The organism is Thalassospira povalilytica (assembly GCF_002844235.1).
Lineage (GTDB): Bacteria > Pseudomonadota > Alphaproteobacteria > Rhodospirillales > Thalassospiraceae > Thalassospira > Thalassospira povalilytica.
In genome coordinates this window covers 268,896-287,209 of sequence record NZ_PGTS01000004.1, presented here as the reverse complement: position 1 = coordinate 287,209, position 18,314 = coordinate 268,896, and the positions used below count along the sequence as shown (strand labels likewise).

Below are 18,314 nucleotides of genomic sequence, written 5' to 3'. Positions count from 1 at the left end.
CTCCGAACAGAAGCCGCAGAATAGGACTGCTTTTCATCAATCTCAAACATATTTGTCTGAAATGGTGTGATGAATACGGGTTGAACGGAAAGTCTGTGTCACAGTGCTTGCATTATCGGCACACCATGACAGATAAAAAAGGTACCATTCATCACCGATCGGGGGAGGTCGCGGTGAACAAACACTCAGCCGAAAAAACCGGCTATCACGGTGGGTGCCATTGCGGTGCCGTGCGCTATCAAATCAATGGACCGGTCGATGATACGGTCATGTGCCATTGCAATCTGTGTCGCAAACTGCACGGCCATGTCAGTTCCTATGCCCGGTTTGATCGCCATCATCTTGATCTGATCCGCGATGACGGGTTGCGCTGGTATCGTTTGTCGGAAAAAACCGATCGCGGTTTTTGCAAGGAATGCGGCACCGGTTTGTTCTGGCGACCGGTGCGCACCGATCATATGGCGGTGATGCCAGGGACCCTTGATGATAGCGCTAACATGACGACAGCCGGTCAGATTTTCTGTGCGGACAAGGGGGACTATTACCCGCTTGATCCGGCGATCAAGCAGCTTGATCAATCCTGATCGGTAACGCCGGGCACCTTCATCCAGGTCAGTTCGTGCTTGTTGTTATACAAATGCACGACCTTTGATCCGGGAATATCGGCAAACTGGGTGATGGCGGAGTAATCCGTATCGCCCTGCAATTTGATGGTGCAGATAAAGTTGGTCGCCATGCCTGCATCCATCCACTGATTGACCAGTGTGAACAGGCGATCAGGATAACAAATCACGTCCGAGCACAGCCAGTCGATATGGCCGATTTCCTGTGGATTGAGGCCAAAGGCACTTTCCTGACGGAAATCAACGCGCGGCAAGTTGGCAATTTTGCTGTCCAGCCGCGCCTTGTCGATGGAAATGACATCGGTGCCAAATTCATGCAGAACCCAGGTCCATCCACCCGGGCTTCCGCCCAGATCCATGGTGCGTTGTCCGGGCTGCGGATAGGCACCAAGCCGTGTGAATGCTTCCCACAGTTTCAGGTACGCGCGGTTTGGCGGTGTGACCTTGTCTTCTTCAAATTCGACATCGCCGTTTTTCCAGGGGCTGGAACAATCAGCCGATGCGATGATCGTATCGGGATCAATCAGCGTCCATGAACCAAGCGGCGCGGTCGGGGCCGGTTCGCCAAATACCTGACGCTTTGCCGATACATGGGGCAGGTGCCCTTCGATCAGCTTGGCGCGGGAAAAATGATCAAACTTGAACAGGGCCCAGTTGCGCTGATTGAATTTCAGGATCTTGGCCGCACCCTTGATCGACGGGATGGCGATCCGGACCGGATTGCGCCAGACATTCTGCGCCCAGAAAACGCGGCGTTCCGGGCCGGGTGCGAACATCAACCGGTCATGGCGTTCAATGACATCGCCCAGTTCATTGAACAGCTGATCCTCAAACCCGACAGGGGCGAGGTAACCGGTTGCATCCATGGGTTCAATAACGGCATCAATGCCGTCCGGAGTGTCGAATGTCTGTGTGTTTGTCATCATGGGCCTGCTTTTACGCCCATTTCAGCCAATAAAAAAGCAGGAAAGCTGCATAACAGCTTTCCTGCCGCGATGTGGCAGTTGCCAAGGTGGCAACAGATCAAATCAGAATTTGTCGGCCTGAACCAGACCGCCAATCAGGATCACCTTGGTCGGGTCGCCCTTGATGCCGAAATCATTGTCATTGATCATGGCAAGTGCGCCGTCGCCCATGATGGCAAGGCCTTCAAGCTTGTTCGGTGCTTCCGGGTAATCGGCACTGTCAAAGCGAAGGGTCTTGTTCACCGCAACCAGATCAATGGTCGACAGGTCATTTTGCTGTTCAAGTGACGGGCTGGTGGACATGTCATCCCAGCGGGTTGCGAGGATGTTGGTCGCGCCATCAAGCTTGATTTCATGCAGCTTGGTGGTCTTGTCGGTCCGTTCGAGAACCAGCAGACGGTCATTGCCAAGGGCAAGGACTTCGGAAATGCGCGGGGCATTCTGTTTCTTGGACGGATCGTTGCGGAAGGTCTGCGGATCATCAAGCTGATAGATATATTCGCCAGTCAGCTTCTGTGCCACACGATCATAAACGAACAGACGGGTGTTCTTGGCCGCCTTGTAGGCATCGGCATTCGGATTGGCCAGCGGGTTCTGAACCATGAAATACAGCTTGGTTTCGTCTGGCGAAACGGCCATGGATTCAATGCCGCGGTTGGTCTGGCGCGTCACCAGAATGGCCGGAAGTCCGCCCGATACCTTATAGGCGGCACCGTCGAAATCTTTTTCCGATCCGGCCGGAACGATGCGTTCGATCACGGTACCGTCTGCGGCAACATGCAATACGGACGGGCCGTTTTCTTCACCAATCCAGTAGGTGCCATCAGACAGGCGAATGATGCCTTCGGCATCGATTGACGATACGGACTGTTCAAGCGGGTTGCCGTTGGCATCAACCGGCTTTTCGGTTTTGGCAACGGTCAGCTTGTTGGTAAGGCCGGTCAGAGGAACACCATTCTGATCCTTGATGGTGATGACATCCTTGATGTCAAAGCTGCCATCGTCATTGAGGAAAATGGTGTAGATTGACGGGGAATAATCCGGGGTCGGATAGATACGGACTTTCTTGCCTTTGCATACGACGTCTTCGGCAACGCCAAGAACGTCCTGAACGTCACCGCAAACAAAGTTCGGACCACGGTCGGAAACCGCATAGAACATGTTGGCCGGATCACCCGGACGACGATATGCACCGGAGCCCAGACCAATGGTCAGATCACGGGCCTTGCCGCCATCAACCATCACGGTCGAAAGATTGTTGATCGCGCTTTTGGTTTCAAAAACCCTGGCGTCCCCTGCCATGGCCGCGCTGGCAAGAAGCAAGGCTGCAAAGCCGGCAACGCCCGCTGCAAACGTCCGTTTCATGGAATAAATCCCCCACAGAAAAATCTGAAAAAAGTGCAAGAACCCACAGCTCAAGCCCGTAAATGTTCGAGCGAACTGTGTTCTTGTTCACATTAGAGATTCTCTGTGACAGTTTGTTTGCGCTTGCGCGTCGTTTTGATGAAACCAATCAACCGGTTAACGGGTTTTCTATTTCCAGAAATCCTCGCGGCGGACCGTAAAGGTTTCCGATACGCTCGCATATTCCTGATAGCCAAGCCGGGCCAGCGGTTCAAACAGCGTGATATCGACCATGCCATCGCGAATGATGTCATCATCAATGTGCAACCCGACCACAGTGCCGATCACCATCGCACAGGGCCGTTTATCGGGAAAGGCACTGGGCAGATCGACAATCTGATAGACCGTGCATTCCATATGGATCGGAACACCCTTGATCAGATGCGGTTTGACGCATTTGGCCGGAAGCTTTTCAAGTCCGGCATATTCAAATTCGTCTTCATCCGGCGGCAGTGGGGACGAGGAAAAATTCAGTTCCTTAAGCATTGCACGCGGGGCAACGCCAACAACAAATTCGCCGGTATCACGGGCGTTTTGCAGACTGTCAATCGAACCACCTGATGAAAACATCACCATCGGCGGGGTGCCAAGCACCGCATTGAAAAACGAATAGGGCGCCAGGTTGGGACGCCCGTTCTTATCAAGGGTCGAAACCCAGCCGATCGGACGCGGTGCCACACAGGCCTTGAACGGATCATGGGGCAGGTTATGTGGCGTTTTTCCCGGTTCATAGAACATGGCGGCATCCGTTCAGCAGCAGGTTGTCTTCAAATCCGAACCGGACCAATTACTGGCCCGGCGCATATTCATGTTCACGCACATGATCCGGACGGTCGGCCAGATGCAGGCGGGTCTGGGCCATCGGCGTTTCGGCAATGATTTTACCGCGCCGAATGACAAACAGGCGGTTGGCCCGCATCCGGATGGCTTCAATCGTATCGCGGGCTTGCAGGATAACGAAATCGGCATTGTTGCCAACCTCGATGCCATATCCATCAAGGCCCAAAATCTTGGCCGGTTCCTTGGTCACGGCATCAAAGCAGGCCCGGATATCATCACGTGATGTCATCTGGGCAACATGAAGCCCCATGGATGCGACTTCAAGCATGTCACCCGACCCCATCGAATACCAGGGATCCATCACACAATCATGGCCGAACGCCACGGTCAAACCCGCCTTGCGCAGTTCCGGCACACGGGTCATGCCACGGCGTTTGGGATAGGTATCATGACGGCCTTGAAGGGTGATGTTGATCAGCGGATTGGCAATGGCGGAAACCTCAGCCTCGGCCATCAGGGCAATCAGCTTGGACACATAGTAATTATCCATCGAATGCATCGATGTCAGGTGCGATCCGGCCACCCGGCCCTGAAGCCCCAAACGCTGGGTTTCATAGGTCAGCATTTCGATATGACGCGACAGCGGATCATCTGACTCATCGCAATGCATATCGACCATCAGGCCACGGTCGGCCGCCATTTCACAAAGTTCCGCAATGCTTTGCGCACCGTCGGCCATCGTCCGTTCGAAATGCGGGATGCCGCCGACAACATCAACGCCCTTGTCCAGCGCGCGGATGGTATTTTCCTTGGCTGTTTTGCTGCGCAGATAGCCATCCTGCGGGAAGGCAACCAGTTGCAGGTCGATATAGGGTGCGACCTGCTTTTTAACTTCAAGCAACGCATCAACCGCAAGCAACCGGTCATCACAAACATCAACGTGACTGCGAATGGCAAGCAGACCCTTGGATACCGCAAGGTCGCAATATTTAAGGGCGCGTTCAATCACGGCTTCGGGTGTCAGAAGCGGTTTAAGTTCGCCCCACAGTGCGATGCCTTCCAGCAGGGTGCCCGACTCATTCATGCGTGGCAGACCAAGCGACAGGGTGGCATCCATGTGGAAGTGACTGTCGACAAAGGGTGGACTGACCAGCATGCCGCCACAATCGATTTCTTCGGTCGCGGGGATGTTCAGGTTCTGGCCAATATCGACAATCTTTCCATTGCTACAAGCGATATCAACGCCCGCCTGTCCATTGGCGATATTGGCATTTTTCAAAATCAGATCGGCTTGCATGGCGTCATCCTTGGTCTTGTGGTGGCGGTCAGAAACGGATTGGTGCGATTAACGCTGGCCCTTGAACCAGGGGACCAGAAGCGCCTTGGGATAATCGGCCTTACGGGCAACAACAATCAGGGCAATGATCGACAGGATATAAGGCATCATCAGGAAGACCTGCGATGGCAGGAATGCGCCCACTTCGGTTTGCAGGCGAACCTGAAACGCATCAAAGGCCCCGAATAACAGGGCACCGATCAATGCCTTGCCCGGACGCCAGCTTGCAAACACGGTCAGTGCAATGCAAACCCATCCACGGCCATTGATCATGCCAAAGAAGAACGCATCAAAGGCCGACATGGTCAGGAACGCGCCGCCCAGTGCCATCAGGGATGAACCGACAACAACCGCACCAATCCGCAGACCATAAACCGAAAGCCCCTGCGCCTCGACCGAGGACGGGTTGTCGCCAACCGCACGGATCGCAAGGCCAAGTGGTGTGCGATACAGAACCCAGCCGGTAACAAACACTAGAACAAGGGCCAGCATCGTCATCGCGGTTTGTGAAAACAGCGCCTGACCAATGAATGGCAAATCTGACAGGAACGGAATATCAAGCGGACGGAACGGTTCAATGCGCGGCGGTGATGACACATCGGGCAGGGCCGTGCGATAGGTGAAATAGGAAAGGCTGGTCGCAAGAAGCGTCACACCAATACCTGATACGTGCTGACTAAGGCCAAGTGGCACGGTCAGGATCGCATGGATCAGGCCAAAGAACGCACCGGCCAGGGCGGCAACAAGCACGCCAGCCCAAAGTCCGGCACCCAGCCAAACAGCCATCCATCCGGCCATGGCCCCTGCGGTAAAGATCCCCTCGATACCAAGGTTAAGAACCCCGGCGCGTTCGCAAACAAGCGCACCCAGCACCCCGAAGATCAGCGGGGTCGCGATACGAATGGCGGCTTCCCAAAAGCTGGCGGCAAGAAGAATGTCGATGATTTCCATGTCTGTTCTCCTTAACCGGCTGTCTTGCGATCAAAATGAACCGTAAACCGGGTCAAGAAGCCGCCAATCAAAACACAAAGCAACGCCATCGCGACAATCAGATCAGCCAGATAACTGGAAACGCCAATGGCGCGGCTCATGGAATCTGCACCGACAAACACCGATGCCACAAACAGGGCCGATGCAATCACACCGACCGGCGACAAACGCGCCAGCATGGCAACAACAATCCCGGCATAGCCATAACCCGGTGACAGGTCGGTTGCGAGATAACCGCGTGTTCCGGCCACTTCGGCAACCCCGGCCAGTCCAGCTAAACCGCCCGAAAGGGCGGCAACAAGGATCATTGTTTTGGTGACCGAAATACCGGCGAATTTGGCGGCTGCGGCATTTTCACCGACTGCACGAATTTCAAAGCCCCAAACAGTCCGTTTGACAAAGACGGCCAGGGCAATGGCCGACACCAGCGCGATGATCAGGCCGAAATGAACACGCATCCGTTCGATCAGTGGCGGGAAAACCGCACTGTCGATAATCGGCTCGGATTGCGGCCAGCCCATCGACATCGGGTCTTTAAGCGCCCCTTCAAGCATCATCTGAACAAACAGAAGAACGATGAAGTTCAAAAGAAGCGTGGTAACGACTTCATCAACACCCAACCGGGTTTTCATCAAAGTCGGGCCGATCAGCATCAGGGCACCGGCAATTGCACCGGCAATCATCACGACCGGGATCATGATCCAGCTGGGACCATCAATCACACCCGATCCGATGGCCACGGCGGCCATGGCCCCCATATAAAGCTGGCCTTCGGCACCGATATTCCAAAGTTTTGCGCGGAATGCGATGGCTGCTGCCAGGCCGGTCAGGATCAGGGGTGTCGCACGGGTCAACATTTCGGAAATCGAAAAGACCGACCCGAATGCACCACTGATCATAAGGCCATAGGCGCGAATGATCGGGGCGTCGGCCAGTGCAAGCGGAATGGCCGCCAGCAAAATGGCAATGGCAGCGGCAATGACCGGAACGCCATAGGTCAGAACAGGGCCGGGATTGGCGCGGGGTTCAAAGCGGATCATGCCGTCTCTCCCGAATGCGTGGTGGTCTTTTGGTTGGTCGGGGCATGATGGGTTTTCTTCTGGCCGGCCATCATCAATCCAAGTTCGGATCGATCAATGGTATCGGTCGCCATTGCCGGTGTGATGTGACCGGCATGGATAACGGCGATCTGATCGGAAATGGTCAGAAGTTCATCAAGGTCTTCTGAAATCAGGATCACCGCCGCCCCGTTTTGACGGGCTTCAAGCAAACGGCGGTGGACCTCGGATTGTGCGCCGACATCAAGGCCGCGGGACGGCTGATTGGCAAGGATCAGTTTCGGCGATTTTTCCAGAACGCGTGCGAGAATAAGTTTCTGGATATTACCGCCCGACAACAGGCGGGCCGGGGCATCCGGGCCGGGGCAACGCACATCATAATCGGTGATGGCATGTTCGGCACGTTTGCGGATTGCCTCAAAATCAAGGAAACCGAATTTCTGATAACCGGCATTGCGGACATCTTCGATGGCGATATTTTCCGCCACCGTCATGGATCCGACCATGCCATCATGATGGCGGTCTTCGGGGATGCGGGCGATGCCGTTTTGCGCAAATTGATGAGCGTCGAATTTTTCGACCTTTTGGCCAAAAATCTCGACCGAACCGTGATCGGGTTTATCAAGGCCCGCGATCAATTGCGCAAGGGCGGCCTGACCATTGCCTGACACACCGGCAATGCCGAGAATTTCGCCTTCATGGGCCGTGATGGAAACGCCATGCAGCGATCGTCTTGAATCACCGCGATCAATGGTGACGTCGGAAAGGGTAAGGACCGGTTGGCCCGGTTCGCGGGCGATACGGCGACTGACCGGGACTTCGCGCCCGACCATCAATTCGGCGATGGAACGATGATCGGCATCACTTGTCATCATTTCACCGACTTTCTTGCCGCCACGCAAAACCGCAATCCGGTGCGATACGGCCAGAACTTCGGCCAGTTTGTGGGCGATGATGATGACGGCCAGACCGTTCTGCGCCAGTTTGCGAAGAACGGCAAACAGGCTGTCGGCTTCTTGCGGTGTCAGAACCGCAGTCGGTTCATCCAGAACCAGAAGCCGGGCATCGCGATAAAGGGCTTTCAGGATTTCAACGCGTTGCTTCTCGCCAACGGTCAGTTTGTGAACCGGTTGATCCAGATCGACATTCAATCCCGATCCGGCCATCAATTCCGCCAATTTGGCGCGTGCCTTGGTGCGGTCGCGGCGCAGGCGGAAAATCGGTTCGGTTCCCAGCACGATGTTATCAAGGCCGGTAAGGTTTTCGGCCAGTGTGAAATGCTGATGAACCATGCCGATCCCGGCATCCAGGGCAGCCTGCGGGGCGCCCGGTTCAAGCTGTTCAAGGTTGCCGTCGCGCGCGGCAACCGTAACCGTGCCTTCGTCCGCGACATAGTGACCGAACAAAATATTCATCAAGGTCGTTTTGCCCGCGCCATTTTCGCCAAGCAGGGCAACAATTTCGCCCTTGTGGACCGTCAGGTCGATGGCGTCATTGGCAATCAGCGGGCCAAATCGTTTGGTGATGCCTGCCAGCGCAAGCAGCAGGTCTTGGGACGTTTGTTGTGATGTTTGCGCAGCAGATGACATCCGGGCATTCCGTTTTGTTTTTGCGTCACGCTGTGGGGCGAAAGGACGATGGTGCGTGACCGCAACACAAAGCGCAAGTTGATCAAACCTGCCGACTGTGCCCGGTATGCATCAAGCGCCTGAAAAGATGCGGTGACGTTCCCAAATTGTCGCAATCCCGAAATCGGGATCAAACAGATAAGGGGCAGTCCGGCTTCTACACCGAACTGCCCCTGAAATTTAAGGAAATCTTACATCGAAGATTTCGGTTCTTCGTCATTCACGTTAACGGTGAATGACCCGTCAAGGATTTCTGCCTGTTTGGCTTCGACCTTGGCGACCGTGCCTTCGGGAAGGAGGCTTGCGTCAAGAACGACACTGCCGCCACCATATTCCATATAGCTGAACTTGCCGTAATCTTCGGCTTTGAATTCACCGGCTTTGACGGCTTCGATGGCGTGGTCAATGGTTGCTTCCATGTGCCACAGTGCCGAACCAAGGATCGTGCCCGGATAATCGGCCGCAGTGTCGATCACGTTGCCAACGGCAAGAATGCCGCGTTCCTTGGCCGCATCCGAAACGCCGAAACGTTCCGCATACATGACATCGGCACCCTTATCGATCATGGCAAAGGATGCTTCTTTTGCCTTGGGCGGGTCATACCAGCTGTTGATGAAGGTCACCATGAATTCGACATCCGGATTGACCGATTTTGCACCTTCCATGAAGGCATGCATCAGACGGTTGACTTCCGGGATGGCGAAACCGCCAACCATGCCGATTTTGTTCGATTTGGTTGCCGCACCGGCAGCCATACCAACCAGATAGCTCGGCTCGTGGATGAAGTTGTCAAACACCGAGAAATTGTCGCCATCCGGGGCAAAGCTTGACCCCATCAGGAACGCGGTGTCGGGATATTGTGCGGCAACCTTGCGTGCTGCGCGTTCAACGCCAAAGACTTCGCCAACGATCAGGTCAGAACCATTTTCGGCATATTCGCGCATGACGCGCTCATAGTCGGTATTGGCGACGTTTTCGGAAAATTCATAGGAAATATCGCCACGTTCCTTGGCGGCGTTCAGCGCCTTGTGAATGCGCGAAACCCACTGCTGTTCGACCGGAACCGTATAGATTGCCGAAACTTTAAGCGGGTCGGCCTGTGCCGGTGTGCCAAAGCCAAAGGAAACCACCGCTGCTGCTGCGGCCACGGCCGAAAGCAGTGCACGACGGGAAAGGCTGAAAGTGCCAGACTTCATTTTGTCCCCCTGAAGGTTATTGCCGTTATGCGAAGTTCAACTTTTATGCATAGATTGTGGGCAGATTGTATACACGATCAGAAATGAGGCAAAGCGTGTTCTGTCCGAACGGTCAGTTTTTGTGATTTAAACCGGTCATTTAGCGCGTCCGGGCGAGGAAATACGGCTTGGCGCGTGTATAAGTGATTGTTTCTTCACCTGAAAGGCGATGGGGGACTTTCCGGGCCGGCATTTCAGGATAAGCAGACTGTTTTGGATCTGCGGAGTCCGCCCGGTCTGACCGGGGATTTGACCCTGGCGCGGTGACGGGGATTGCCGGACTGAAATCTTCCGGTTTTTGGAGCAGACCGGTTAAGATTGTCTAAACAGGTGGTGCACTTTCTAACACAATGCGAATCCTTGAAAAATTTCGGAGTCGGTTAACTCTTTCATTAACTATTTCGGTTGATGCTTTCCTCAAGATTTCGAGGGGAACCTAGAAGGCATCATGACTAAAAAAACAACTTTACCACTTGATCAGGTTCTGGTTGGCGATTGCATCGAACTGATGAACAGCCTGCCGGAAAAATCCGTTGATCTGATTTTTGCCGATCCGCCCTATAACCTGCAGCTTGGGGGGGATCTGCTGCGCCCGAACAATTCCAAGGTCGATGCAGTTGACGACCATTGGGATCAGTTCGACAGTTTCCGTCATTATGACGAATTCACCCGTGACTGGCTGACCGCCGCACGCCGGGTGTTGAAAGATACCGGTGCGATCTGGGTGATCGGCTCGTATCACAACATTTACCGCGTCGGTAACATGCTTCAGGATATCGGGTACTGGATCCTCAATGACATTGTCTGGCGCAAGACCAACCCGATGCCGAATTTCCGCGGCAAACGTTTCTGCAATGCGCATGAAACGCTTCTGTGGTGTTCCAAAAGCGAAGAGCAAAAAGCCATCACCTTTAACTACGAAGCGATGAAGCAGCTTAATGAAGGCTTGCAGATGCGCTCTGACTGGTTGATGCCGATTTGCTCCGGCTCGGAACGTCTGAAGGATGAAAAGGGCAAAAAGGTCCATCCGACCCAGAAACCCGAAGCCCTGCTTCAGCGTGTTCTGATGGCAACCACCCGCCAGGGGGATGTGGTTCTTGACCCGTTCTTTGGCACGGGAACGACCGGTGCTGCTGCGCGCCGTCTGGGCCGTCACTTCATCGGGCTTGAGCGCGAAGAAGCCTATGCGGAAGCCGCACGTGACCGCATCGCCAAGGTCCAGATGCTTGATGGTGACAGCCTGGAACTGACCGAATCGAAACGCGCCTTGCCGCGGATTCCGTTCGGTGCGGTCATCGAACGCGGTCTGTTGTCGCCGGGCGACAAAATCTATGACAACCGTGGAAATGTTGCGGCACTGGTACGTGCGGATGGCTCGATCAGCCATAAGGACAATGCCGGCTCGATCCATCAGATCGGCGCACATGTTCAGGGCGCACAGGCTTGTAATGGCTGGACTTATTGGCATTACAAGTGTGACGGACGTCTGGTGTCGATCGACAATCTGCGCAGTCAGCTGCGCAAGGAAATGGGACAGGTCCCCGCCTGATCCTGATCGGATTTTCCGATTAAATCTTTGATGCCCAAAGCCGGTGCGATTGAAAAATTGCACCGGTTTTTGCTTTTTACGCGAAAAATTGCTATGAAATGACGATCAAATATTATCCGTAAGGATAGATGGAGACCGCAATGCAGGCAGGTGCCGTAGGTGGTGCAGGATATGCACCCAACCCGATCCAGATTCAGCAGGCAGCCGCCCCGATTTCAGAAACGGGTAGCAATGACCTGAATTCGCCGCAGACACAGCGGATCGAGCAAACAGCAGAAACGCAGACCTCGCAGCAGGCCGCACCGGCCCCGACCGGGGGACGTGGACAGGTGATCGATATTTACGCCTGATCGCGCCGTGCAAGGTTATAATAAGAAAAAGGCCCGTGATGAAAATCGCGGGCCTTTTCAATTGTGATCGTGGTCTGTCCGTTCCCGTGGATGCCTGAACCTCTATCGGTATTTCAGGGCATGGCGGACGATCTTTTTCATGATTGTCGGCAGGGCAAAGTCGGACAGGCCGTCAATTGTTGTCCAGCTGCCGTCCATTTCATCGGCCTGACCGGCGGGAATGGTGGTGGCCAGAACACTGACATTGAGATGGAAATGGGTAAATGTATGCCCGACCGTGCCATCAAGTTCCGACCAGGCGGCTTTAACCGGTGCCTCTGACAGCATGACATCATCGGGGGCGTCAATCGCGCGCCAGTCACTGCCCGGGACTTCGTAAAGCCCGCCAAGCAATCCCGTTTCCGGGCGGCGGCGGATCAGGATGCGACCATCATCTTCGCGCCGGATCCAGAATGCATAGCCGACCCGGGTTGGTTTCGGTTCCTTTTTGCGTTTTTTGGGAAGATCGGCTGCTATGCCTGCCTTGCGGCCTTCGCAATCGGCCTGCCAGGGGCAGATGCCGCAGGCCGGGTTGCGCGGGGTGCAAACGGTTGCCCCCAGATCCATCAGCGCCTGGGCATAATCGCCGGGGCGGTTTGACGGGGTCAGGGCAGCGGACTTTTCCTTGATTTCCGGTTTGACGTCCGGAAGTGGTGTTTCAAGGGCAAATAACCGCGAAATCACCCGTTCGATATTGCCATCCACGGGACTTGCATGGCGGTCAAAGGCAATGGCAGCAACCGCACAGGCGGTATAGGGACCAATACCGGGCAGTTTCAGCAACCCTTCCTCGGTATCGGGGAAAATACCGTCATATTCGGTTGCGACCACCTTGGCGCATTTGTGCAGATTGCGCGCCCGTGCATAATATCCGAGCCCTTGCCAGGCATGAAGAACATCATCAAGTTCGGCATTGGCCAGATCGGTCACGGTTGGCCAGCGTTTCAGAAACGCAGCAAAATATGGTCCGACGGTCTGGACCGTAGTTTGCTGCAACATGATTTCGCTAAGCCAGACGTGGTACGGGTTGGGTGTTTCGCCCGGCTCTGCGCGCCAGGGCAAGGTGCGGTGATGGCGATCATACCATTCCAGCATGGTCTGACCGAGGCGGGATATATCGTCAGTGGTGAAATGCACGGCGGTCCCGTGTTATGTTGTGATTGGAATCTGCGAGTGACCCTACGAAAGAACCGGGCTTGAGCAAGCAAAAAGATATGGCTGATACGAAAACATCTGCCGGTGCGGATCAGACATCCGCGTCGGTTGCTGCAAAAAACGCGGTCAAGAAACGTCAGAACATCACCCCGATGGGCAGTTCCGAACGCCGGATGGGCTTGCGCAATGTCGCGCCCTTGGTCGGGAACCTGACCCGGCCGCTGGTTCGGAAACGCGGTTTTTTCCAGACGGAAATCATCCTGCATTGGGCCGAAATCGTCGGGCGGGACCTTGAACAATTCACCATGCCGGTGAAATATTCCCCGCCGCGCGGCGAAAATGCCGGTGGCGGAACGCTGGTGATCCGTGTCACCGGCCCGGTCGCGATCGAACTGCAACATCGCATGCCCCAGATCATTGACCGGGTGAATACCTATTTCGGGTATCGGGCGGTGGACCGCATCAAGATGATGCAGGGCGATATTTCCCGTCCCGAACGCACGGTCCATGTGCCAACCAGTGTTCCCGAAGGCAATATTGCAAAAAACAACCAGGCCAGCATCGACAAGATCGAAGACCCGCATCTGCGTGAAGTTCTGACCCGGCTTGGGCGTCATATCGCCGGTGCGACGGGCGGGCTCAAACCCAAAACCGGCAAGAAGTAATCAACCCGGATTGTATATTTCCATGATGGGCGCGGGATGCTTTGCGTGCATGCCGACATGGTTGTGCGGTGTGCTGGATGGCGGGGCTGGCGTGTTGCAAATATCGAATCAGTTTCCTGAAATGAACGAACACGGTCTTGCCGCATTTTCACGCGACCTTGGCGACTCGTTGGTGCAATAGCCGTTTTGTGGCGTGTGTTGACTCCCGCGCTGCAACAGGCTTGTAATCACAAAACTTTGTTTTAACGGAGGTTTCCTTGCTAAAGGCGGTTAAGTTTCTTGCAGGTGCATTTCTGATTGCACTTGGTGTCGTTGGGACCCAGCAGGCACATGCAACAGAATGGAAAGAACATGTACTGGGCGACGAAAATGCCCCGGTAACCATGATTGAATATGCGTCTTTGACCTGCCCGCATTGTGCAGCCTTCCACAATGAGGTTCTGCCCGAGATCAAGGAAAAGCTGATTGATACCGGCAAGCTGAAGCTGGTTTTCCGCGACTATCCGCTTGATGCTGTTGCGTTGCGCGCAGCCGCCGTTGCCCAGTGTGCGGGCGATGATCGTTATTTCGGTGTTCTGAGCATGCTGTTCAAATCGCAGCTGAGCTGGGCGCGTTCGGAAGACCCGATCGAAGGCATCAAACAGGTCGTGCGTTTCGGGGGCATGAATAGCGACGCGGTTGATGCCTGCCTTGCCGATCAGGCAATGATCGATGCCATCGTTGCATCGCGCATGAAAGGCGAACAGGAATTCAACGTTTCCTCGACACCGAGCTTCATCCTTGATGGTGAAACCATTGCCGGTGCCCGTGAAGCAGAATTCTTCATCGAAAAAGTCGAAGATCTTATCGACTAAGCAAAACAATTTCGCCGGATACCGTATTGCGGTGTCCGGCAACAGGGGCAGAGGTCGGACCGGGGGACATGATTGGTCCAGTTTAAATCGCTACGGCTGACGGGGTTCAAATCCTTCGTCGATTCAACAGACTTGCTGGTTGAAGACGGGCTGACAGGTGTTGTCGGCCCGAATGGCTGTGGCAAATCCAATCTTGTTGAAGCGCTGCGCTGGGTGATGGGTGAAACATCGGCCAAGCAGATGCGCGGCTCCGACATGTCCGACGTTATCTTTGGCGGGACATCGTCCCGTCCTGCGCGCAATGTGGCCGAAGTGTCCGTGACGCTCGATAACAGCGAACGCAAAGCCCCGGCGATGTTCAATGATTTCGATCTTCTTGAAGTGACCCGGCGCATCGAACGCGGCGGCGGATCGAATTACAAGGTCAATGGCAAGGATGTCCGTGCACGCGATGTGCAGTTGCTGTTTGCCGATGCCGCGACCGGCGCGCGATCAAATGCCATGGTGTCCCAGGGCAAGATCGGTGCGCTTATCGGGGCAAAACCGATCCAACGGCGCCTGATCCTGGAAGAAGCAGCCGGTATCACCGGTCTTCATTCACGCCGTCACGAAGCCGAATTGCGCCTTAAGAACGCCGAACAGAATATGGAACGTCTTGAAGACGTTCTGGTGCAGCTTGATGGCCAGATTGCCAGTTTGCAAAAGCAGGCCCGTCAGGCCGAACGATATCGCAAACTGTCCGAAAGCATTCGCCAGACCGAGGCATTGCTGTTCCATATCCGCTGGACCGATGCACAGAAACGCCAGAATGATGCGCGTGAATTGCTGGTCGCTGGCGAAAGTGCAGTCCGTGATCTGACCTCGTCAGTGACCGAGGCGACAACGGTGCAGGCCCATATTGCCGCAAGTCTTCCCGACTTGCGCAAAAAGGAAGCCGATGCGGCTGCCGCCCTGCAACGACTTTTGATCGAACGCGAAGGCCTTGATAAAGACAAGGCACAGATCGAAACCCAGATGAGCCAGCTTCGTGCGCGCATTCAGCAAATTGACGCCGACCTTGCCCGCGAAGCCGAACTGGCAAGTGATGCCCAGGGCGCGCTTGAAAAGCTTAAACGTGAACGCGAAGAACTGAGCGAAGCCCAGGGTGGCGAAGATGACGAGCTTGACGAAGCCCGTGAAATTGCCGCTGAAAAGGCCATCCGTGTCGAAGAACTCGAAGGTGCGGTCGAAGCATTGACCAGCAAGGTCGCCGAGGAAGAAGCCCGTCTTAAATCCGTTCAGCAACGCCTGAGTGAACTTAATGCGCGCCGCAATCGTTTGACTGAACGCCATGACGAGGCAGTGGCAAAGCTTGATGATATCCGCATCGAGGCCGACTTTACCGAGGCCCTTGAAGAAGCAAACATGCATCTTGAAGAATGCGAAGAGCTTTGCGAACAGCGCAAGATGGCAGTCGAAGAAGCCGAAATGCGGCTGGCGGAAATGCGTGACCGCGAAGACAGTCTTAAAACGGCCGAAAGCGATGCACGTGATGCCCTGCGCGATGCCGAAAGCCGCAAGGCCCGCCTGATGGCGGAAATCGAAGCGCTGGAAAGTCTCCTTAAGGGCGGCGATGACGACAAATATTCTGGCGTGATCGAAGACATCACCGTGCAAAGCGGTCTTGAACTGGCGATGGCAGCGGCCCTTGGCGAAGATCTTGATGCGCCCGATGCCGCCGATGCGCCAATGCATTGGTCGGCGATTGATCCGGCAACCGATGATCCGGCCTTGCCCGATGGTGTGACGGCACTTGCCAAATTTGTCGAAGCCCCGGCACTTTTGAACCGCCGTTTGTGGCAGATCGGGATTGTTGACGATGATGCCACGGGCAACTTCCTGTCCAAGAATTTGAAAGTCGGGCAGCGGCTGGTGTCGCGCGAAGGGGCGCTTTGGCGTTGGGACGGGTACCGCATTCTGGCCGGGGCCGAATTGCCCGCAGCAGTGCGTTTGCGCCAACGCAACCGGCTTGAAGAATTGCGCGGCGAACTTGAAGAAGCCGATGCCGTGGTCGAAGCCGCACTTGAGCGTTCGGAAATTGCGACTGAAAATGTCGAACGGCTTGATGAAGAAATCGAAGCCGCACGCACCGCCGAACAGGAAGCCCACCGTGCAGTGCGCGAGGCTGAAGGAACGCTGTCGCGTGCACGTGAAGAAATCGCCAATATCAAACGCGACGCCAGCGCTATTGAAAGCCGCCTGCAAAACGCCGAAGAAGCCGAAAAGCGCGCCAAGCAAGACCTTGACGAAGTCATCGCCGAACAGGAAGAACTGTCAGCACTGCCTGAAGAAAGCAGCGAAGGTCTGATGGAAATCAAGGCCGAGCTGATCGAACAGCGTGCCAATCTTTCCGATGCCCGTGCCGATCAGATGGAAGCAAGAAGCATGCTGGAACGCATGCAAAGTGCAATGTCGGGCCGGCGCAAGCGTCTTGAATTTGTTGAAAACGAAATTGCGACCTGGAATGAACGTGCGTCAGGCGCGGGGGAACGTGTTGCCGAATTGCGCGACCGTCAGGAAGAAGCCCGCATGGAGATCGAGGAGCTTGAACTCAAGCCCGAAGAGATCGAAGAACGCCGTGCGATCCTGTCGGACCGGATCGAACTGGCCGATCAGACCCGCAAGGACGCGGCCGACGAACTGCAAAAGGCCGAAAATGCCCAGCGCGAAGCCGACCATAATCTTAAGGAAGCTGAACAGAAACTGGCCGAAGCCCGCGAGGGTCGCGTGCGCTGCGAGGCTTTGCTTGAACAGGCCGAACAACATCGCCGCGATTTGATCGAGCGTATCCGCGAACGCGTCAATGCAACGCCCGACCAGCTGGTTGAACTTGGCCAGATTGATCTGACCAAGGAACTCCCGGCCGAGGCCGATATCGAAGCCCGCCTGCAACGCCAGTCGCGCGAACGCGAAAATCTTGGGGCGGTGAACCTGCGTGCCGAAGTCGAACTGGCAGAATTGCAGGAACAGAAAGACACCATGGTGTCCGAACGCGATGATTTGATTGCTGCCATTGAAAAGTTGCGCAATGGCATCAACCAGCTCAATCGCGAAGCACGTGCACGTCTCAAGACGGCGTTTGACGAAGTCGACAAACATTTCCAGCAATTGTTTGTCCGCCTGTTTGGTGGCGGTGGTGCGCATCTGATGCTGACCGAGGCCGACGATCCGCTTGAAGCCGGGCTTGAAATCATGGCATCCCCGCCGGGCAAGAAGCTTCAGCATCTGTCGCTGTTGTCTGGTGGTGAACAGGCCCTGACCGCGGTTGCCTTGCTGTTTGCAGTGTTCCTGACCAACCCGGCCCCGATCTGCGTGCTTGACGAAGTTGACGCACCGCTTGATGACGCCAACGTTGACCGTTTCTGCAAACTGCTCGAAGCAATTGGCCGTCATGCCAATACCCGCTTCCTGGTCATTACGCACCACCGTATGACCATGGCCCGCATGAACCGTCTGTTCGGGGTGACGATGGCCGAACGCGGGGTGTCATCACTGGTATCGGTCGATCTGCATCAGGCCGAAGTCTATTCGAAAAAAGAACAGACCGAGCTTGATTTCACGAGCTGATGATCGTGCCCGTGAACACCATCCAGTGATTAGATTATCGGAAATTAATGAACTGATAGGACCGTCAATGTTACACC

General features: G+C 55.2%; 15 protein-coding genes. 6 read left to right on the top strand and 9 right to left on the bottom strand.

Annotation, left to right across the window (positions count from 1 at the left end; genetic code table 11):
- Positions 1–173: 173 nt before the first annotated feature.
- A complete protein-coding gene (locus tag CU041_RS12730; RefSeq protein ID WP_231856783.1) occupies positions 174–584 on the top strand; it encodes a GFA family protein in 411 nt (136 codons plus the stop codon).
- Here the strand turns inward: CU041_RS12730 and CU041_RS12725 are convergent.
- The 8 genes from CU041_RS12725 to CU041_RS12690 all read right to left on the bottom strand — a co-directional run bounded on the left by CU041_RS12725 (position 575) and on the right by CU041_RS12690 (position 9,980).
- A complete protein-coding gene (locus tag CU041_RS12725) occupies positions 575–1,546 on the bottom strand; it encodes an SAM-dependent methyltransferase (RefSeq protein ID WP_233433099.1) in 972 nt (323 codons plus the stop codon). The genes CU041_RS12730 and CU041_RS12725 overlap by 10 nt on opposite strands.
- Positions 1,547–1,651: 105 nt before the next feature.
- The gene (locus CU041_RS12720) at positions 1,652–2,953 is read right to left on the bottom strand and encodes an esterase-like activity of phytase family protein (protein ID WP_101247218.1); all 1,302 of its coding nucleotides are present in this window, start codon (positions 2,951–2,953) and stop codon (positions 1,652–1,654) included.
- Between the two features lie 168 nt (positions 2,954–3,121).
- Positions 3,122–3,730 (bottom strand): flavin reductase family protein, encoded by a 609-nt coding sequence (locus CU041_RS12715; protein ID WP_101247217.1) that lies wholly within the window; start codon positions 3,728–3,730, stop codon positions 3,122–3,124.
- 49 nt (positions 3,731–3,779) lie between these two features.
- Positions 3,780–5,069, bottom strand: coding sequence for an amidohydrolase family protein (locus CU041_RS12710; protein ID WP_101247216.1), 1,290 nt, complete (start codon positions 5,067–5,069; stop codon positions 3,780–3,782).
- Between the two features lie 48 nt (positions 5,070–5,117).
- Complete coding sequence (locus tag CU041_RS12705; protein WP_101247215.1) at positions 5,118–6,059, bottom strand: ABC transporter permease; 942 nt, start codon at positions 6,057–6,059, stop codon at positions 5,118–5,120.
- 11 nt (positions 6,060–6,070) lie between these two features.
- The gene (locus CU041_RS12700) at positions 6,071–7,138 is read right to left on the bottom strand and encodes an ABC transporter permease (RefSeq protein ID WP_101247214.1); all 1,068 of its coding nucleotides are present in this window, start codon (positions 7,136–7,138) and stop codon (positions 6,071–6,073) included.
- Positions 7,135–8,745, bottom strand: coding sequence for an ABC transporter ATP-binding protein (locus tag CU041_RS12695; RefSeq protein ID WP_101247213.1), 1,611 nt, complete (start codon positions 8,743–8,745; stop codon positions 7,135–7,137). The genes CU041_RS12700 and CU041_RS12695 overlap by 4 nt, the downstream gene beginning before the upstream one ends.
- 230 nt (positions 8,746–8,975) lie before the next feature.
- Positions 8,976–9,980 carry a BMP family protein gene (locus CU041_RS12690; RefSeq protein ID WP_068519796.1) on the bottom strand — a complete coding sequence of 335 codons (1,005 nt, stop codon included), beginning with the start codon at positions 9,978–9,980 and terminating at the stop codon, positions 8,976–8,978.
- A 487-nt stretch (positions 9,981–10,467) separates the two neighbouring features.
- Between CU041_RS12690 and CU041_RS12685 the strand changes: the two genes are divergently transcribed.
- Both CU041_RS12685 and CU041_RS12680 read left to right on the top strand, forming a co-directional pair.
- Complete coding sequence (locus CU041_RS12685) at positions 10,468–11,568, top strand: site-specific DNA-methyltransferase (protein WP_170310222.1); 1,101 nt, start codon at positions 10,468–10,470, stop codon at positions 11,566–11,568.
- A gap of 140 nt (positions 11,569–11,708) precedes the next feature.
- The gene (locus CU041_RS12680) at positions 11,709–11,918 is read left to right on the top strand and encodes a hypothetical protein (RefSeq protein WP_228196116.1); all 210 of its coding nucleotides are present in this window, start codon (positions 11,709–11,711) and stop codon (positions 11,916–11,918) included.
- A gap of 102 nt (positions 11,919–12,020) precedes the next feature.
- Here the strand turns inward: CU041_RS12680 and mutY are convergent, their stop codons facing one another.
- On the bottom strand, positions 12,021–13,094 hold the full coding sequence (gene mutY / locus CU041_RS12675) for an A/G-specific adenine glycosylase (RefSeq protein WP_101247210.1): 1,074 nt from the start codon (positions 13,092–13,094) through the stop codon (positions 12,021–12,023).
- A gap of 77 nt (positions 13,095–13,171) precedes the next feature.
- Here mutY and CU041_RS12670 point away from each other — a divergent pair, with 77 nt between their 5' ends.
- The 3 genes from CU041_RS12670 to smc all read left to right on the top strand — a co-directional run bounded on the left by CU041_RS12670 (position 13,172) and on the right by smc (position 18,237).
- On the top strand, positions 13,172–13,777 hold the full coding sequence (locus CU041_RS12670) for a DUF721 domain-containing protein (protein WP_231856781.1): 606 nt from the start codon (positions 13,172–13,174) through the stop codon (positions 13,775–13,777).
- 257 nt (positions 13,778–14,034) lie between these two features.
- Positions 14,035–14,631, top strand: coding sequence for a thioredoxin domain-containing protein (locus tag CU041_RS12665; protein ID WP_068519791.1), 597 nt, complete (start codon positions 14,035–14,037; stop codon positions 14,629–14,631).
- A 72-nt stretch (positions 14,632–14,703) separates the two neighbouring features.
- Positions 14,704–18,237: a chromosome segregation protein SMC gene (gene smc / locus CU041_RS12660; protein ID WP_101247209.1), complete on the top strand. Its 3,534-nt coding sequence runs from the start codon at positions 14,704–14,706 to the stop codon at positions 18,235–18,237.
- Positions 18,238–18,314: the final 77 nt, after the last annotated feature.

Coding starts and splice junctions, on each gene's coding strand:
- CU041_RS12685 (WP_170310222.1), top strand. CDS start 10,468: ATGACTAAAAAAACAACTTTACCACTTGATCAGGTTCTGGTTGGCGAT.
- CU041_RS12720 (WP_101247218.1), bottom strand. CDS start 2,953: ATGAAACGGACGTTTGCAGCGGGCGTTGCCGGCTTTGCAGCCTTGCTT.
- CU041_RS12695 (WP_101247213.1), bottom strand. CDS start 8,745: ATGTCATCTGCTGCGCAAACATCACAACAAACGTCCCAAGACCTGCTG.
- CU041_RS12705 (WP_101247215.1), bottom strand. CDS start 6,059: ATGGAAATCATCGACATTCTTCTTGCCGCCAGCTTTTGGGAAGCCGCC.
- CU041_RS12715 (WP_101247217.1), bottom strand. CDS start 3,730: ATGTTCTATGAACCGGGAAAAACGCCACATAACCTGCCCCATGATCCG.
- CU041_RS12680 (WP_228196116.1), top strand. CDS start 11,709: ATGCAGGCAGGTGCCGTAGGTGGTGCAGGATATGCACCCAACCCGATC.
- CU041_RS12690 (WP_068519796.1), bottom strand. CDS start 9,980: ATGAAGTCTGGCACTTTCAGCCTTTCCCGTCGTGCACTGCTTTCGGCC.
- CU041_RS12725 (WP_233433099.1), bottom strand. CDS start 1,546: ATGACAAACACACAGACATTCGACACTCCGGACGGCATTGATGCCGTT.
- CU041_RS12670 (WP_231856781.1), top strand. CDS start 13,172: ATGGCTGATACGAAAACATCTGCCGGTGCGGATCAGACATCCGCGTCG.
- CU041_RS12710 (WP_101247216.1), bottom strand. CDS start 5,069: ATGCAAGCCGATCTGATTTTGAAAAATGCCAATATCGCCAATGGACAG.
- CU041_RS12700 (WP_101247214.1), bottom strand. CDS start 7,138: ATGATCCGCTTTGAACCCCGCGCCAATCCCGGCCCTGTTCTGACCTAT.